A 17,436-nucleotide genomic window follows, 5' to 3' on the forward strand; every position below is an offset into this window, starting at 1 on the left:
CGGGTGCTCGACGCACGGCGGCTGCGGAGTCCTGCCGCACATCCCTCAGGCCGGCAGCCCCAGCTCCCGCGCGATCAGCATCCGCTGCACCTCGCTCGTACCCTCGCCGATCTCCAGGATCTTGGAGTCGCGCCACATCCGCGCCACCGGGTACTCGTTCATGAAGCCGTAGCCGCCGTGGATCTGCGTCGCCTCACGCGCGTTGTCCACCGCCACCGTCGACGAGTACAGCTTGGCGAGCGCCGCCTCCTTCTTGAACGGTTCGCCGTGCACGAGCCTCGACGCCGCGTCCCGCCAGCCGATCCGGGCCATGTGCGCCCGCATCTCCATGTCCGCGATCTTGAACTGGATGGCCTGGTTGGCGCCGATCGGCCGGCCGAAGGCGTGCCGTTCCTTGGCGTACTTCACCGACTCGTCCACACAGCCCTGCGCCAGACCCGTGGACAGCGCCGAGATCGCGATCCGTCCCTCGTCGAGGATCCGCAGGAACTGCGCGTACCCGCGGCCCTCCTCGCCCAGCAGGTTCGCCGCCGGGACCCGCACGTCCGAGAAGGACAGCTCACGGGTGTCCGACGCGTTCCAGCCGACCTTGGAGTACGGAGCGGCGACCGTGAAGCCGGGGGTGCCGGACGGCACGATGATCGACGAGATGAGCGGGGCGCCGTTCTCCTTGCGCCCGGTCACCGCCGTGACCGTGACCAGCGCGGTGATGTCCGTACCGGAGTTGGTGATGAAGCACTTGGAGCCGTTGATCACCCACTCGTCCCCGTCGCGCACGGCCGTCGTCCGGGTGGCGCCCGCGTCCGACCCGCCGTCCGGCTCGGTCAGCCCGAAGGCACCCAGTGCCTCGCCCGAGCAGAGCTTCGGCAGCCACTGCTGCTTCTGCTCCTCCGTGCCGAACCGGTAGACCGGCATGGCGCCGAGCGAGACCCCGGCCTCCAGGGTGATCGCCACGGACGAGTCGACGCGGGCCAGCTCCTCCAGGGCGATCCCGAGGGCGAGATAGTCGCCGCCCATGCCGCCGTACTCCTCCGGGAACGGCAGCCCGAACAGGCCCATCCGCCCCATCTCGCGCACGATCTCGTACGGGAACTCGTGGCGCTCGTAGAAGTCGCCGATCTTCGGGGCGACCACGTCGTGCGCGAACTCCTCGACGGTGCGACGCAGTTCCTCGTGTTCGGCGGTCAGCCGGTGGTCCAGGGACATGGCGGGGGTCACTCCTTGTGGGACTGTGTTTATTGAACCGAGAGCGCGCGGACGGTACGGGACGGGCTCGGGCGGCCCAGTTGTTCGGCGAGCCACACGCTGGTGGCGGTGAGCGCGTCGAGGTCGACCCCGGTTTCGATGCCGAGGCCGTGGAGCATCCACACGAGGTCTTCGGTGGCGAGATTTCCGGTGGCGCTCTTCGCGTACGGGCAGCCGCCGAGGCCGCCCGCGGAGGCGTCCACGGTGGCGACACCGTGCTGGAGCGCGGCGAGGGTGTTGGACAGCGCCTGGCCGTACGTGTCGTGGAAGTGCACCCCGATGGTGTTGGTGTGCACGCCCTCCTCGTTCAGCTCGGAGAGCAGGTCCTGCACATGGCCGGGGGTGGCGACGCCGATGGTGTCGCCCAGGGAGAGTTCGTCGCAGCCGAGGTCCATCAGCGCCTTGGCGACGCGCACGACCTGGTGCACGGGGACCGGTCCCTCCCACGGGTCGCCGAAGCACATCGACAGATAGCCGCGGACGTGCACCTTGTCCGCCTTGGCGCGGGCGACGACGGGCTCGAACATGGCGAGCGACTCGGCGACCGTGCGGTTGAGGTTGCGGGCGGCGAACGTCTCGGTCGCCGACCCGAACACGGCGATCCGGCGCGCACCGAGCGCGAGGGCGCGGTCCAGCCCGCGTTCGTTCGGTACGAGCACGGGGAGCGAGACCCCCTCGATGTCCCCGAGGCGGGGGAACAGGTCCTCCGCGTCGGCGAGTTGGGGCACCCACTTCGGGTGGACGAAGCTGGTTGCCTCGATGGTGGTCAGGCCCGCCGCGGCGAGGCGGTGGATGAACTCCGCCTTCACCTCGGTCGGGACGACCCCCTTCTCGTTCTGCAGCCCGTCGCGGGCGCCGACCTCGTGGATCCGTACCCGGGCGGGCAGATCCGGTGCGGGCACGGTCATGGGCAGGTTCCCGGCGGTCATGCTTCCTCCTCGCTCGGAACCACCACGGCCAGTACCTGGTCCATGGCGACGGTGGTACCGGCCGTCACATCGAGCTCGGTGACGGTCCCGGCGTGCGGGGCGGAGATGACGTGCTCCATCTTCATCGCCTCCACGACGAGCAGGCTCTGCCCGGCGACTACCTCGTCCCCGACGGCCACCTTCACCACGGTGACCGTGCCCGGCATGGGCGCGGCGAGCGTGTCGGCGCCGCCGTGTGCGGCGCCGCTGAGGGACGCCTCCACCGGGTCGTGGTCCTGTACGTGCCAGGTGTCGCCGTCGCGGCCCAGCCAGGTGCCCTCCGGGGAGGTGGCGTGGGCGAACGTATGGGTGACACCGGCGAGTTCGAAGGTGAGCCGGTGTGCGCGGACGTCGATGACCCTGGCTGTCTCCATGCCGCCGGGCAGTGGGGCCAGCGGGCCGCAGGTGCCCGTCGCGGGCGCCGGCGGCAGTGCGCCCTCCCCGACATGACCGAACGTCAGCTCGGTGCCCGCCGGACAGGAGCGCACGGCGACCTGCACCGGATCGTGGCCCGGCAGTCGGAAGTGGCGGACCGTGCGGGCGGGGGCGCCGCCCAGCCGCCAGCCGTCGGCCACCGAGAACGGGTCGACCCAACCGGAGCTGCCCCCGGGTGAGGTGCCCCCGGCGGCCGGCTGTCGCAGCAGCGCCGCCGCCGCGTACACCTCCTCCGGCACCCCGTCCGGCACCAGCCCGTCCACCGCGCGCTCCACCAGCCCGGTGTCGAGATCGCCCGCCACCACCGCCGGGTGGGCGAGCAGCCGGCGAAGGAACCCGGCATTGGTCGGCACGCCCAGGATCACCAGCTCCGACAGGGCGGTGCGCAGCCGCCGCAGCGCCGTGGCCCGGTCGGGTCCGTGGACGATGACCTTCGAGAGCATCGGGTCGTACAGACTGCCGACCTCGACCCCCTCACTGAGACCCGAGTCGGTCCGTACGCCCTGGCCGCTCGGCTCGCCGAGGGAGAGCACCGTGCCGCCGGACGGCAGAAAACCGCGGGCCGGGTCCTCGGCGCAGATCCGGGCCTCGATCGCATGCCCGGTGAGCGTGATGTCCGCCTGCTTGTACGGGAGTTGTTCGCCGGAGGCGACCCGCAGCTGCCACTCGACCAGGTCCAGGCCGGTGATCAGTTCGGTGACCGGGTGCTCGACCTGGAGGCGGGTGTTCATCTCCATGAAGTGGTACGAGGCGGGGTCGTTGCCCGGGACGATGAACTCCACCGTGCCCGCGCCGACATACCCGCAGGAGCGGGCCGCCTGGACTGCCGCCTCGCCCATCGCCGCCCGGGTCTTCTCGTCGAGCAGGACGGACGGCGCCTCCTCGATGATCTTCTGGTGGCGGCGTTGGAGCGAGCACTCGCGTTCGCCGAGATGCACCACGTTCCCGTGACCGTCGGCCAGGACCTGGATCTCGATGTGGCGCGGCCGGTCGATCCACCGCTCCACGAGCAGGGTGTCGTCCCCGAACGAGCCACGCGCCTCGCGCCGGGCTGCGGCGATCTCGTCGGCGAGCAGCGCCTCGTCGCGCACCAGCCGCATGCCCTTGCCGCCGCCGCCCGCCGAGGGCTTCAGCAGCACCGGCATACCGATCGTGCGCGCCGCCTCGGCGAGCTGTGTGTCGCTGAGCCCGCTGCCGGAGGACCCCGGCACGACCGGAACTCCGGCCGCCGCGACGGTCTCCTTGGCCCGGATCTTGTCGCCCATCAGCGAGATCGCGGAGGCGGGCGGCCCGATGAAGACGAGCCCCGCGTCCGCGCACGCGTGCGCGAACCCCGCGTTCTCGGCGAGGAATCCGTACCCCGGGTGCACGGCCTGCGCGCCGGTGCGGCGGGCGGCCTCCATCAGCGCGGGCACGCTGAGATAGCTCTCCGCGGCGGGTGCGGGTCCGATCCGCACCGCCGTATCGGCCTCCCGTACATGCCGGGCGTCTGCGTCCGCGTCGCTGAAGACGGCGACGGACCGCACACCCAGTTCGCGCAGGGTCCGGATCACCCGGACCGCGATCTCGCCGCGGTTGGCGACCAGAACGGTGTCGAACATCGTCATCTGTTCCTCACATCCGGAAGACGCCGAAGCCGGGCTCACCCAGCGGGGCGTTGGCACACGCGGTCAGAGCGAGCCCCAGCACCTGCCGGGTCTCCAGCGGGTCGATCACCCCGTCGTCCCAGAGCCGGGCGGTGGCGTAGTACGCGTTGCCCTGCGTCTCGTACTGTGCGCGGATCGGCGCCTTGAAGGTTTCCTCGTCCTCCGCGCTCCAGTCGTCGCCCAGCTGGTCGCGCTTGACCGTCGCGAGGACGGACGCGGCCTGCTCGCCGCCCATGACGGAGATCTTGGCGTTGGGCCACATCCACAGGAAGCGCGGCGAGTAGGCCCGCCCGCACATGGAGTAGTTCCCCGCTCCGTACGACCCGCCGACCACGACGGTCAGCTTCGGGACCCGGGTGCAGGCGACGGCCGTCACCATCTTGGCGCCGTGCTTGGCGATGCCGCCGGCCTCGTAGTCGCGCCCGACCATGAACCCGGAGATGTTCTGCAGGAAGACCAGCGGGATGCCGCGCTGGTCGCAGAGCTCGATGAAGTGCGCACCCTTCTGGGCCGACTCGGAGAACAGGATGCCGTTGTTGGCGACGATGCCGACCGGGTGCCCATGGATCCGGGCGAAGCCGGTGACCAGCGTCGTCCCGTACTCCGCCTTGAACTCGGCGAACCGCGACCCGTCGACGACCCGCGCGATGACCTCCCGTACGTCGTACGGCGTTCGCGAATCGACCGGCACGGCCCCGTACAGCCCCGCAGGATCGACCTTCGGCTCCTCCACGGCCTCCACGGACCAGGGCAGAGCCCCGCGCGCGGGCAGCGTGGCCACGATGTTCCGGACGATCCGCAGGGCGTGCGCGTCGTCCTCCGCGAGATGGTCGGTGACGCCCGACGTACGGGAGTGGACCTCGCCGCCACCCAGCTCCTCCGCCGTGACGACCTCACCGGTCGCGGCCTTCACCAGCGGCGGACCGCCGAGGAAGATCGTCCCCTGGTTCCGCACGATCACGGCCTCGTCGCTCATCGCGGGGACGTACGCCCCACCGGCCGTACAGGACCCCAGCACGGCCGCGACCTGCGGAATCCCGGCCCCCGACATCCGCGCCTGGTTGTAGAAGATCCGCCCGAAGTGCTCCCGGTCGGGAAACACCTCGTCCTGCATCGGCAGGAACGCGCCACCGGAGTCCACGAGGTACAGACACGGCAGCCGGTTCTCCAGCGCCACCTCCTGGGCCCGCAGGTGCTTCTTCACCGTCATGGGGTAATACGTGCCGCCCTTGACCGTGGCGTCATTGGCGACGATCACGCACTCCCGGCCGCTGACCCGCCCGATCCCGGCGATCACCCCGGCCGCCGGAGCGGCGCCCCCGTACAGCCCCTCGGCCGCCAGCGGCGCCAGCTCCAGGAAGGGCGACCCCGGGTCCAGCAGGGTGTCCACCCGCTCCCGGGGCAGCAGCTTGCCGCGCGCCACATGCCGGGCGCGGGCCTTCTCACCCCCGCCCAGCCTGGCCGCGGCCAGGCGCGCCCGCAGCTCGTCGCCGAGCGCGCGGTGCGCCTCCTCGTTGGCCAGCCAGCCCTGAGACGCGGGATCCGCCGCACTCGCCAGCACCGGTGCCTGCTGCATCCGTCGAGCCCCCTTGCCCGGTCGGCCGGTCCGCCGATCCGGTTAATGAGCGTTAACACGTTTCCTTCAGGTTAACGCTCGCTAACGCCACTGTCTAGAATCGAATTCATGACCACCAGGACGGACGCCCCGACGCGCCGCGAGCAGATCCTCAAGGAGGCTGCCCGCCTCTTCGCCGAGCGCGGCTTCCACGGTGTGGGCGTCGACGAGATAGGCGCAGCCGTGGGGATCAGCGGCCCCGGCCTCTACCGCCACTTCCCCGGCAAGGACGCGATGCTCGCCGAGCTGCTGGTCGGCATCAGTGAGCGCCTTTTGGCCGGCGGGAGGCTCCGCGTCACGGAGGACGCGCGCTCCGGCGACGGCTCCCCGGAGGTCCTGCTGGACGCGCTCATCGAGGGCCACATCGACTTCGCCCTGGACGACCGCCCCCTGATCACCCTGCACGACCGCGAGCTGGACCGCCTCCGGGACAGCGACCGCAAGCGCGTGCGGCAGCTCCAGCGGCAGTACGTGGAGCTGTGGGTCGAGGTGGTCAGCGCCCTCTATCCGCTCCTCCCCGAGAGCGAGGCCCGCGCCACCGTCCACGCGGTCTTCGGCCTGCTCAACTCGACCCCGCACCTGGGCCGCCCCGGCGCCCTGCCGGGGCGCACGGCGACGGCGGCGCTGCTGCACCGGCTGGCGCGGGGGGCGTTCGCTGCGGCGGGCGATCAGGTGTGAAGCATCAGCGGATCCTGGACATGCTGTCGGCGCGAGGGCTCATCCAGGCGATGAGCGAGGATCTGGCTTGCCCAGCCAACCACCCTCAGCCGGCTGGTGGACCGGCCCGTCGCCCGGGACCGCGGTCGCGCGCTTCGGTGGCGTGGGCCTGACGTACCTGCCCGACCCGGCCAACCAGGTGCCGGCCCTGGCGGCACGGAATCCCGAGTTCCCGCGCGGCGAGGAGCCCCGGCCGGGCGACGGGCTGTGGCAGCTGACCGACCTCATCAGCCTGCAAGAAGACATGGTTGGTTTTCGACGGATCAGCCGGCTGACGGGATCGGTACGTGGAGCGGTGCCGGGCCGTGGTGCGAAATCGGGCGGCGAAGGCGCGGCCGGATTTACGGCGAGGGTGGGGCGAACACGCTCTGTTCCGTCACATCGGTCAGAACACGCGCTGCGGCACGGAAGTCGTTGTCGTCATGCAGAACGACCAAGCCGTGGTGCGCGGCTGTGGCGCAGACCAGCCAGTCGACTACGGACAGGCTCCGGTGCTGTCCTCGCTGGGCGAGGCGACATTGAGCAGCTTCGATCCAGCGCCAGACACCCTTTGGTACCTGCACGTCCGGGTGCAGTTCGCCAAACATCGCTGACATCCCGTCGAACTCTTCGAGGCTCCTGGCGGACTGCAGGAACTCCGTACGTTGCGGAAGGCACGAGCCGATCGCACCGTCCTCCAGCTCGTGGGACCAGGCGTCATTGAGCTTCCGGTCGCGCTGGAGGCGCCAGACGGCGGTCGAGTCGGCGAGGTAACGGATCACTGTCAGGCGACACCCTTCTCGGAGCGGTCCGCCCCTGGACCGGCCTTTTCCGCCGTGTGGCGACGCCAGAAGTCGCCGTCGTCCCACTCCTGGGCGCTGTCCAGGTGACGGAGCCGGGCTTCTGTACGGCGCCTGCGCTCCGCATACTCGCGCAGCGCGATATTGACCATCTCCTTCTTGGTCTTCGCCCCGGACAGCCGCATCGCTGCAGCGAGGGCCTCATCGTCGATGTCGATCTGTGTGGCGGACAAGGGGGACCTCCATGACATTGACTTCATACAAAGGTAGCCAATGTTCCATACATGCGTGGTGGTCATGCGGTGCACTCCAGGTGATCGGTGGTGCATGACGTGTCGGTCTCCCGGCAATCGCGGCAGGAGCCCGGTCCTGGGGCGCGGAAGACGCGTTGGCAGCCGTCGCAGTCCTGGAAGGGGTGAGGGCGTGGCACGGCTTCCCGGGCCGGGGCGGTGGGGAGCGGCGGCGGGAGGTAGTGGGTGAGGCGGTGGCCGAGGAGGGGCGCGGGGTGTCTGACCGGCTCCGGTAGGTCGGCGGTCAGGGTGCGGCGTACGGCCTCCGGATCGATCCCGCGCTCCAGCCAGCAGGCCACGGCTGGGGCGAGGAGGCGGATGTCCTGCTCGCAGAGCAGCAGCCGGGGATCGTGGGCACGCAGGTCGGCGAGGAGGTCGACGGCGGTGCGGTGGCGGGCGAGGTCGTGAGTCTGCGGCTCGGGAAGCGGCGGAGTCGCTTCGGGTGATGCGGCTCGCTGCGCCGGGAGGGCTGTCGGGGCGGGTGCCTGCGCGGGCGGGGCAGTTGGCGCCACAGGCGTCACCGGCTCACGCTTCTGCTGCTGTCGCTCGGCCCTGGGCTCGGGCTTCGGCGCCGAGTGGGCGAGGCCGGTCCGAGCTGCCGCTCCGGCATCCGGCTGGTTGTACGACACGGTCCGCGTGACGACCCGGCCGCCGGGCGTCCGCTCGCGCGTACGGGCCAGGTATCCGTGGCTCTCCAGCTCGCGCAGGGCGGCGGCGATACGCGTCTCGCTCTCGGGGAAGCGTCCGGCGAGGAACTTGATGCCGATCTTGGCCCCGGCGGGCAGCGACTGGATGTGCACGGCCAGCCCGATCGCCACCAGCGACATCTCTCGGTGCTGGGCGAGATGGTTGCCGATGACGGTGTAGCGGTTGGTGTGGAGGGTGTTGACATGAATGACACCGGAAGGGATGGCAGGGCGGCGATCGCCTGCCGTGGCGCGCGAGCGCGCGCTAAGGTGCTGGGTATCCATCGGGAAGCCCTAACTTCCTCGGTGGTCAGGCCCCCGATCGGGATTGCGAGTCCCGGCCGGGGGCCGACGCATGTCTGGGGTTGTCGCGGCGAGCATATGCCCGCTAAGCGGACCGATATCCAGCCCAGTTGGCAAACCTCACCCTTGTGGGTGACGGGAGGCGGGGTGGGGTGGGGAGGGTAATTCTCCAAGGAATCAAAAGCATTTGACGGCGTGGCACACCGCGTCGCGACCGCCCGGGTCCTGACCCACCGGATCGCGGGCCACCGGGTCGCGACAGTCGCGATCCGGTGGGGGGGGGCACGACCATCCGCACGGTGGTACGGGAAAGGGGCCCCGCGCCACGCCCCATCGGGCCACGGGAGCACCACTCCACGGCGGAGCGCCGGGATCGGACCGCTGCGCGACGGTCCGAAGGGGGCAGCGCCTACCGCCCCTCCGCGTCCGCCGTGCAAGACGCCCGGCACACTGCGCACACCTGACGGCACAATGGGTTCATGCCGATACCCAGCCGCGCCGCCCTCGTCGAACACCTCGTCCGCACGCGTATCGCCGGAGACGTCGCCACCCCCCGCGATAACAACCTCACCCACTACCGCAGGCTCGCCAACGGGGACCGCCACTACTGGCTGGGGCTGGAGCTCGGCAACCGGTGGGCCGATGAGCAGGACGTGCTTGCCGTGATGGCCGAGCGCTGTGGGGTCAATGATGATCCGGAGCACCGGCACGGGCAGGACACCATCGATCCCGAGCTGACCGTCGACGCGCTGGAGCGCATGGCGGCCCGGTTGCGCAAGGCGGCGGCCGGGGCGGAGCGGGTGCTGTTCGCGACCGGGCATCCGGGTGGGCTGCTGGATGTGCACCGGCAGACCGCGGATGCGCTGCGCGGCGCCGGGTGCGAGATCGTGCGGATTCCCTCCGGGTTGATGGCGGACGAGGGCATGGTCTTCCAGTTCGCCGATGTGGCCGTGATGGAGCGCGGGGCGACGCTGTGGCACACGCACTCACCGGCGCCGATGGCGGCGATCCTGGACGGTCTTGAGCGCGAGGGGCGACCGCTGCCGGACCTGGTCGTCGCCGACCACGGATGGGCGGGGTGCGCGGGGCAGCGGGGGCTCGACGCGGTCGGGTACGCGGACTGCAACGACCCGGCGCTCTTCCTGGGTGAGGCGGAGGGCACCCTGCAGGTGGTGGTGCCGCTGGACGATCACGTGCTCGACCCGCGGTTCTACGACCCGATGACGGACTATCTGCTGGACGCGGCCGGGCTGCTCTGACGCGTACGGACGGCACGGGGCCGATCCGCGCTGACAGCTGTGGGGTGCTTTGCCCTGCGGACGTTCCGGGGGCGGACGGAGCGTCACAACAGTCTGGTGCCCGGTGATCTCCGTGAAAGAGCGACTGCCGGCAGGGTGAACCACGGAGGTGGGACCGGTCAGCGGTTCGTGTTGAGGAAGCCGATCGCGACCGCGCCCCACCAGCAGGCCTGGGACAGGAGCGCCGTGGCGCCTCCCCAGGCCGTCATGCCCCGGCCGATCGGCTCGGTGGCCCCGGCGAGGCGGCGACCGAGGAGGCCCGCCTGAAGGCCGTTGAGGGTGAGCAGGGCGACCAGCGCGATCTTCGTCTGCGTCAGCAGGGAGTGCAGGTCGGGCTGGAGCATGAGCCCGCTTGCGACCAGCCCGCCGAGACCGGCCCAGATCGGCACGTGGAGCCGGGACGTGGCGGCTATGACCTCGCCGAGCGGGCAGCGGCCGGTGGCCCACAGCAGGCCGTAGTAGTCGGCGGAGAGCACCGCGCCGAAGCCGAGCACCAGCGAGGCGAGGTGGACGAAGAGCAGCCCGGTGTGCAGCGTCTGGTCGGTGCGCACATGGAGGGAGCACCACAGCCCCGCCGTCAGCACGATCATCGCCACCAGGCCGGCTGCCGCCACGGTCCACCATGAGTCGTACAGGCGGCGAGGACGGGAGGGTGTTCTGGCGGGCACCGAGGCGGCGGCAGGGGACAGCATGTGAGGGGCTCCGAGGAGAGTGTGGACGTGGGTCTGCACAAGACCCACATAAAAGCGAGGTAAGGCTTACCTAATTTCTGCTCCGCGTCAATATGGTCCCGCAGCCATGACGCCGTTCCGACTGTTCGCACACACGCTGGGGCCATGGCCGATGGGCGGTGGGAGGGGGGCTTCTGGACTTTCCGGACCCCTCCGGCCGCAGCCGCGCCGTTGCCCGGCCCTGAGCAGCTTCACCGCCGGTCCCTCCAGCGCCGTGCGGGCACGCTGCCCGGCCGTCGCCGTATCAGGCCCCCGTACCGGTACCCGGCCCCGCCCCCGGTCGGCCTGCCCGTCGCTGCTGCCCCAGCCCCGGCGTCGGGTCCAGATACACCCGGCGGATCGCCGGATACCGCTCCTGCAGCTGCTCCTCCGCCTCCTCGCACGCCCACTCGATCTGCTCCGCGGTCGATGCGTCCCGGAAGTCGATCTTCGCGGCGACGAGGATCTCCGTCGGCCCCTGGATCAGGGTGGTGAGCTCCAGCACCTCGATGATGTGCGGTACGGAGAGAAGCTCCTCGCGGACCCCGGCCCGCATCTCCTTCGGCACCGGGCGGCCGATCAGCAGCTGGGCGTTGGAGTGGCCCAGCACCCAGGCCACGTACACCAGCAGGGCGCCGATCAGGATCGACGCGATGCCGTCCCAGACGCCCGAGCCGGAGAGCGTGCCGCCGAGGAGGCCGCCCGCGGCGAGGAGCAGGCCGGCCAGGGCCGCCGAGTCCTCCATCACGACCGCCTTGACCGCGGTGTCGGGCGTGTGGCGCAAGTAGTGGGTGGTGGGTGCGCCCAGACGGGCGGCCTCACGGCGGACCTGGCGCAGGCCCGTGCGCAGGGAGTAGCCCTCCAGGACGAACGCGACGGCCAGCACGATGTACGAGACCAGCGGGTCGCCGAGTTCCTCGCCCCGGACGAGCGTGTGAATGCCGTCGTAGATGGCGAACACCGCGCCGCCGACGAACGTGGCGACCGAGGCGAGCAGCGCCCAGATGTAGCGCTCGGGGCCGTAGCCCAGCGGGTGTTCCTCGTCGGCGGGCTTCTCGCTGCGCTTGAGCGCGGTGAGCAGCAGGACCTCGGTGACGGTGTCGGCGACCGAGTGCGCCGCCTCGGAGAGCATCGCGCTCGATCCGCTGATCAGCCCCGCGATCGCCTTCGCCACGGCGATGCCGAGGTTGGCGATCGCCGCGACGACGACCGTGAACGTGGACTCCCCACCGGGTGCGCTGCCGCTGGTGCTGTTCTCGGCGCTCATGGTGGGGAGTATCCATGAGGGTGCGGGCCGTGGCCTGCCCAGACCGACCAGCACATGGGGGGCGGCGCGGGGCTGGTCCCCCCAAGTGCCGGGCGGTCTCAGTCCCGCGGGACCCGGACCACGCCCTCCTGGATGACGGTGATCGCCAGTCGGCCGTCCTGCGTGTAGATGCGGGCCTGGCCGAGCCCGCGCCCGCCGGACGCGGACGGTGACTCCTGGTCGTACAGCAGCCATTCGTCGGCCCGGAACGGCCGGTGGAACCACATCGCGTGGTCCAGGCTCGCGCCGACCACGTCGCCGACGGTCCAGCCGCCGCGGCCGTGCGCGAGCAGCACCGAGTCGAGCAGCGTCATGTCGGAGACGTATGTGGCCATGCAGACGTGCAGCAGCGGGTCGTCCGCGAGCTTGCCGTTGGTGCGGAACCACACCTGGGAGCGGGGCTCCTGCGGTGTGCCGACGTTGGCGAACGGCGGAGCGCCGACATAGCGCAGGTCGACCGCGGCCCGCGCCTCCAGCAGCCGGTCCATGACACCCGGGTCGGTGAACGCGTCCGCGTACCGCGGGAGCATCTGTTCCGCCGTGGGCAGCGTCTCCGGGTCGGGAGCGGCCGGCATGTCCGCCTGGTGCTCCAGACCCTCCTCGTACGTCTGGAAGGACGCCGAGAGGTGGAAGATCGGCTGCCCGTGCTGGACGGCCACCACCCGGCGGGTGGTGAAGGAGCGGCCGTCGCGGATCCGGTCGACGTTGTAGACGATCGGCGCGCCCGGGTCGCCCATCCGCAGGAAGTAGGAGTGCAAGGAGTGGGCCAATGGGGCCTCCCCTGCTCGAGCGGAGCCGAGAGCTTGGGGAAGGTCCGCGGGGACGGTGCGGCCCGCGGCAACGAGTGCCTGGGCCGCGACCTGGCCGCCGAAGACCCGGGGCACCACCGCCGAACGGCTCGTACCCCGGAAGATGTCCCGCTCGATCTGCTCCAGGTCGAGCAGATCGAGCAGGGATTCAAGTGCTGCGCTCATGGAGAGGAACGTAACCGTTCTACAGACCCATGGACTTGGCGATGATCGACTTCATGACCTCGCTGGTGCCGCCGTAGATGCGGTTGACGCGGTTGTCCGCGTACAGGCGGGCGATCGGGTACTCGTTCATGAAGCCGTAGCCGCCGTGCAGCTGGAGGCAGCGGTCGATCACGCGGTGCGCGACCTCCGTGCAGAACAGCTTCGCGGAGGCGGCCTCGGCGGCGGTCAGCTCGCCGGCGTCGAGGGCCTCCAGCGCGCGGTCGGCGACGGCCTGGGCCGCGTCCACCTCGGCCTGGCAGGCGGCCAGCTCGAACTTGGTGTTCTGGAACGACGCGACGGTCTTGCCGAAGACCGTGCGGTCCTGCACGTAGCTCTTGGCGAAACGGACGGCGGCAGCGGCCTGCGCGTACGCGCCGAAGGCTATGCCCCAGCGCTCGGACGCCAGGTTGGTGCCGAGGTAGCCGAAGCCCTTGTTCTCCTCGCCGAGCAGGTCCTCGACGGGGACCTTGACGTCGACGAAGGCCAGCTCGGCGGTGTCGGAGACCTTCAGGCCGAGCTTGTCCAGCTTGCGGCCGACGGAGTAGCCCGCCGACTTGGTGTCCACGGCGAACAGGGAGATGCCGAAGCGGCGGTCGTCCTCGCGGGGAGCGGACGTACGGGCGCACACGATCACGCGGTCGGCATGCACACCACCGGTGATGAAGGTCTTGGCGCCGTTGAGGACGTAGTGCGTGCCGTCCTCGGAGAGCTTGGCGGTGGTCTTCATGCCCGCGACGTCGGAGCCGGTGCCCGGCTCGGTCATCGCGAGGGCCCACATCTCCTCGCCGGTGGTGAACTTCGGCAGCCAGCGCTTCTTCTGCTCGTCGGTGGCGAGCATCTTGATGTACGGCAGGCCGAGCAGGGTGTGCACACCCGAGCCGCCGAAGGACACACCGGCGCGGGCGGTCTCCTCGTAGATGACGGCCTCGTACTTGTGCGAGTCGATGCCGGCGCCGCCGTACTCCTCGTCCACCTCGATGCCGAAGACGCCCAGCTCGCCGAGCTTGTGGTAGAACTCGCGCGGCGCCTGGCCGGCGGCGAACCACTCGTCGTAGACGGGGACGACCTCGGCCGCGATGAAGGCGCGGATGGTCTCCCGGAACGCCTCGTGGTCCTCGTTGAATACCGTACGGCGCACGGGGGGTGCCTCCTCTGTCGGCTTCGATCAGCTTCGGGCGAGCATCGGCCAGCGGGATGGCTAAGCGCTTGCTCAGTTCTGATCAAAAGTTACCCGGCGGTCACTGAAGCTGTCCAGAGTTCTCCGGCGGTGGTCGCCCACATCACAGCCCGACGTCGCCGGCGCCTCCGCATGAACCGCGGCACACAGTCACTGGCGCCGCAGCGCGAACCACAGCTCCGTCCGTACGTCCATGTCGTCGAGGTCCGCGTCCAGCAGCGTCGCGCAGCGGGCGATGCGCTGGCGGACCGTGTTGCGGTGGACCTGCAGCGCCACCGCCGTCCGGTCCCAGCTGCCGTGCAGACCCAGCCAGCAGCGGAGCGTCTCCGTGAGCGTGGGGGTGAGCGGGGCGAGCAGGGCGCGGGCGTGCGCCTCCGCCTCGGCGGGCGGGACGAGCGCGGCCAGGCCCTGCCCGGTGTCGGTGTGGTGGTGGGCCAGCGGGGTGCGGGTGGCCACGGCCCGGCCCAGGGCGCGGGCCGCCTGGCCGTCGGCGAGGTCCAGCGCGGTGATGGAGACGGGGGCGGAGGTGCCGAGTGTCCAGCCGGGCTGCGGAGTGACCCGCTCGCCACCCGGGACCAGGACCTTGACCGCGTCGCCGCCCCGGCCCGCGTCGACCAGCGCCGATCCCAGCGCGGCCCCCAGTGCCCCCGCGGTCAGCGGGTCGACGGGGCCGCCACCGCTGCGCCGGGCATGCACCACCGTCCAGAGCTCGGCGCCGCCGAGCAGCGGGGCGACGTCCGCCGGGTCCGCGCCCAGCAGCATCCGCACCAGTGCCGCCGACCGGCCCGCGGCGTCGGCGCCCTGGTGCGGGGCGGCCAGCAGGGAGAGAAGGACGACCGCGATCCCGGTGACCGTGTGGTCGCCCGCCTCGCGCCGCCCCGTCGACAGCGCCAGGACGAGCCCTTGCCCGCCGCCGAGCGCATACGCGAAGAGATGCGTGTCGCCGACGGCATCGGTCGCGGATGTGGGGGCGGGGGAGGCGGAGGGCGCGGCGGGGGAGACCACGCGGGTCAGCCGGGTCAGCGCCGCCCGCACCTCGGGGGGTGGGCGGCGGCCTGCCGCGTGCAGCTCCTCGCCGGCCGCGGAGAGCAGGACCGCCCGCCCCGACAGCTGGGCGGAGAGCTGGTGCAGCACCGCGGGGACCGGATCCGGCCGGGCCGCCGCCGTGGCCAGGGCCTGCTGGGCGCGCGTCACCCGGCGCAGCTCCCGGTGCCGGGCCTCGGCCATCAGGCGCCACACCGCTCGGGCGATCGTGGTGAACGGGGTCTCGGGCGGCACCTCCACCAGGGGCAGCCCGTGCCGGTCGCACGCCTCGATCAGTGCCTGCGGCACGGCGTCGTGCACCGGCGTGACCCCGAAGCCGAGCGCCGCCGCCCCCGCCTCCACCAGCCGGGCGACATAGGTGTCCGGGTCCTTCAGCAGCACCCCGGCGCTCAGCAGCAGCTCACCGCCGAGCAGATACGGGTACGGGTCGGCCATCTCCGAGGTGTGCACCCACAACAGGTCCGCGTGGTCCGGTCCCGCGATCCGGCGCAGCCGGAGCTCCTCGCGGGCGAGCAGCTCGGCGAGCGGGATGGGCGGGGTGGGGGGAGCGGATCCGGTGGGGGAATGGCGCTCGGTGGGAATGTCCGGCATGGATGGTCCATCCATTGGCTACGACGAGAATGGATGAAACGTACACTTCAGCGCCGCCTGTGGGCCACCTACCGTCTTCACGAAACACATACCCGCAACATTTCGCGAAGTGACTGAGACGGAGGTAAGCCCATGGCTGTCGACTACGCAGTGATCATCGTCTATCTGGCCGGCATGCTCGCGATGGGCTGGTGGGGCATGCGCCGCGCCAAGTCCAAGAGCGAATTCCTGGTGGCGGGCCGCCGCCTCGGCCCCTGGATGTACTCCGGGACCATGGCCGCGATCGTCCTCGGCGGTGCCTCCACCATCGGCGGTGTCGGCCTCGGATACCAGTACGGACTCTCCGGCGCCTGGATGGTCTTCACCATCGGCCTCGGGCTGCTCGCCCTGTCCGTCTTCTTCTCGGCGCGCATCGCCCGGCTGAAGGTCTACACGGTCTCCGAGATGCTCGACCTGCGCTACGGCGGCCGGGCCGGACTCATCTCCGGTGTCGTCATGTGGGCGTACACGCTGATGCTCGCGGTCACCTCGACCATCGCGTACGCCACCATCTTCGACGTCCTCTTCGACATGAACCGCACTGTCGCGATCATCCTCGGCGGCGCCATCGTCGTCGCGTACTCGACGCTCGGCGGCATGTGGTCGATCACGCTCACGGACATGGTGCAGTTCGTCGTCAAGACGATCGGCGTCCTGCTGCTGCTCCTGCCGATCGCCGTCATCAAGGCCGGCGGCTTCAGCGAGATGAAGGCGAAGCTGCCCACCGAGTACTTCGGCCCGCTGGGCATCGGCGGCGAGACGATCTTCACCTACGTGCTGATCTACACCTTCGGCATGCTGATCGGCCAGGACATCTGGCAGCGTGTGTTCACCGCGCGCACCGACCGCACCGCACGCTGGGGCGGCACCGTCGCCGGTACGTACTGCCTGGTGTACGCGATCGCCGGAGCCGTCATCGGCACCGCCGCCAAGGTCATGTACCCGAAGCTGCCCAGCGCGGACGCGGCCTTCGCGACCATCGTCAAGGACGAACTGCCGGTGGGTGTACGCGGACTGGTGCTGGCCGCCGCACTTGCCGCGGTGATGTCGACGTCGTCCGGTGCGCTGATCGCCTGCGCCACCGTCGCCAACAACGACATCTGGTCGAGGCTGCGGGGCGCGGTGACCCGGAGCGGCGGCGAGGAGCACGACGAGGTGAAGGGCAACCGGGCCTTCATCCTCATCATGGGTGTGGCCGTCATCGCCATCGCCATCGCCCTCAACAACGTCGTCGAGGCCCTGACCGTCGCGTACAACCTGCTCGTCGGCGGGCTGCTCGTGCCGATCCTCGGTGGTCTGCTGTGGCGTCGCGGCACGGCCGCCGGTGCGCTGGCCGCGGTGTCCGTCGGTGGCCTCGCGGTGATCGGTCTGATGGCGTCGTACGGAATCCTCGCCAACGAGCCGGTCTACTACGGGCTGCTGGCCTCGCTCGCGGTGTACGTGATCGTGTCCCTGGCCACGAAGCCGACCGACGCGGCGGTGCTCACCGCTTGGCGCGAGCGGCTGGCGGGCCGGGGCGCCGAAGCAGAGGCGCCCGACTCGGACCCGGTGACCGTCTGACCACTTGTCCTCAA

At 70.9% G+C, this 17,436-nt stretch carries 15 protein-coding genes; 3 read left to right on the plus strand and 12 right to left on the minus strand.

The window, feature by feature from the left end:
- Positions 1-45: 45 nt before the first annotated feature.
- The 4 genes from OG395_RS33340 to OG395_RS33355 are packed head-to-tail and all read right to left on the minus strand — an operon-like array spanning position 46 to position 5,870.
- Entirely contained in the window at positions 46-1,206 is a 1,161-nt protein-coding gene (locus OG395_RS33340; protein ID WP_327246226.1) for an acyl-CoA dehydrogenase family protein, read from the minus strand.
- 29 nt (positions 1,207-1,235) lie between these two features.
- Positions 1,236-2,174 carry a hydroxymethylglutaryl-CoA lyase gene (locus OG395_RS33345; RefSeq protein WP_327246227.1) on the minus strand — a complete coding sequence of 313 codons (939 nt, stop codon included), beginning with the start codon at positions 2,172-2,174 and terminating at the stop codon, positions 1,236-1,238.
- Complete coding sequence (locus OG395_RS33350; RefSeq protein ID WP_327246228.1) at positions 2,171-4,249, minus strand: acetyl/propionyl/methylcrotonyl-CoA carboxylase subunit alpha; 2,079 nt, start codon at positions 4,247-4,249, stop codon at positions 2,171-2,173. Before OG395_RS33350 ends, OG395_RS33345 begins: the two co-directional genes overlap by 4 nt.
- 13 nt (positions 4,250-4,262) lie before the next feature.
- Positions 4,263-5,870, minus strand: coding sequence for a carboxyl transferase domain-containing protein (locus tag OG395_RS33355; protein ID WP_327246229.1), 1,608 nt, complete (start codon positions 5,868-5,870; stop codon positions 4,263-4,265).
- Between the two features lie 108 nt (positions 5,871-5,978).
- Here OG395_RS33355 and OG395_RS33360 point away from each other — a divergent pair, with 108 nt between their 5' ends.
- Entirely contained in the window at positions 5,979-6,587 is a 609-nt protein-coding gene (locus OG395_RS33360; protein ID WP_327246230.1) for an SACE_7040 family transcriptional regulator, read from the plus strand.
- A gap of 380 nt (positions 6,588-6,967) precedes the next feature.
- On the opposite strand, the gene OG395_RS33365 is transcribed toward OG395_RS33360, so the two are convergent.
- The 3 genes from OG395_RS33365 to OG395_RS33375 all read right to left on the minus strand — a co-directional run bounded on the left by OG395_RS33365 (position 6,968) and on the right by OG395_RS33375 (position 8,666).
- Positions 6,968-7,387, minus strand: coding sequence for a PIN domain-containing protein (locus tag OG395_RS33365; RefSeq protein ID WP_327246231.1), 420 nt, complete (start codon positions 7,385-7,387; stop codon positions 6,968-6,970).
- A 2-nt stretch (positions 7,388-7,389) separates the two neighbouring features.
- Positions 7,390-7,638: a type II toxin-antitoxin system VapB family antitoxin gene (locus tag OG395_RS33370; RefSeq protein ID WP_327246232.1), complete on the minus strand. Its 249-nt coding sequence runs from the start codon at positions 7,636-7,638 to the stop codon at positions 7,390-7,392.
- A gap of 62 nt (positions 7,639-7,700) precedes the next feature.
- Positions 7,701-8,666: a helix-turn-helix domain-containing protein gene (locus OG395_RS33375; protein WP_327246233.1), complete on the minus strand. Its 966-nt coding sequence runs from the start codon at positions 8,664-8,666 to the stop codon at positions 7,701-7,703.
- Between the two features lie 497 nt (positions 8,667-9,163).
- Here OG395_RS33375 and OG395_RS33380 point away from each other — a divergent pair, with 497 nt between their 5' ends.
- Positions 9,164-9,943 carry a phosphatase gene (locus OG395_RS33380; RefSeq protein ID WP_327246234.1) on the plus strand — a complete coding sequence of 260 codons (780 nt, stop codon included), beginning with the start codon at positions 9,164-9,166 and terminating at the stop codon, positions 9,941-9,943.
- A gap of 158 nt (positions 9,944-10,101) precedes the next feature.
- Here OG395_RS33380 and OG395_RS33385 read toward each other — a convergent pair whose 3' ends face one another.
- From OG395_RS33385 to OG395_RS33405, 5 genes are all read right to left on the minus strand, one after another.
- Positions 10,102-10,674, minus strand: coding sequence for a hypothetical protein (locus OG395_RS33385; RefSeq protein WP_327246235.1), 573 nt, complete (start codon positions 10,672-10,674; stop codon positions 10,102-10,104).
- A 283-nt stretch (positions 10,675-10,957) separates the two neighbouring features.
- Entirely contained in the window at positions 10,958-11,959 is a 1,002-nt protein-coding gene (locus OG395_RS33390; RefSeq protein WP_327246236.1) for a cation diffusion facilitator family transporter, read from the minus strand.
- A gap of 98 nt (positions 11,960-12,057) precedes the next feature.
- Entirely contained in the window at positions 12,058-12,972 is a 915-nt protein-coding gene (locus OG395_RS33395; RefSeq protein WP_327246237.1) for an acyl-CoA thioesterase, read from the minus strand.
- Between the two features lie 19 nt (positions 12,973-12,991).
- Entirely contained in the window at positions 12,992-14,149 is a 1,158-nt protein-coding gene (locus OG395_RS33400) for an acyl-CoA dehydrogenase family protein (RefSeq protein ID WP_266985418.1), read from the minus strand.
- Between the two features lie 189 nt (positions 14,150-14,338).
- Positions 14,339-15,838 (minus strand): PucR family transcriptional regulator, encoded by a 1,500-nt coding sequence (locus tag OG395_RS33405; RefSeq protein WP_327246238.1) that lies wholly within the window; start codon positions 15,836-15,838, stop codon positions 14,339-14,341.
- Positions 15,839-15,955: 117 nt separating this feature from the next.
- On the opposite strand from OG395_RS33405, the gene OG395_RS33410 reads away from it, so the two are divergent.
- Positions 15,956-17,422: a sodium:solute symporter gene (locus OG395_RS33410; protein ID WP_327246239.1), complete on the plus strand. Its 1,467-nt coding sequence runs from the start codon at positions 15,956-15,958 to the stop codon at positions 17,420-17,422.
- Positions 17,423-17,436: the final 14 nt, after the last annotated feature.

The sequence above is a fragment of the Streptomyces sp. NBC_01320 genome, from assembly GCF_035974375.1.
Lineage (GTDB): Bacteria > Actinomycetota > Actinomycetes > Streptomycetales > Streptomycetaceae > Streptomyces > Streptomyces yanii.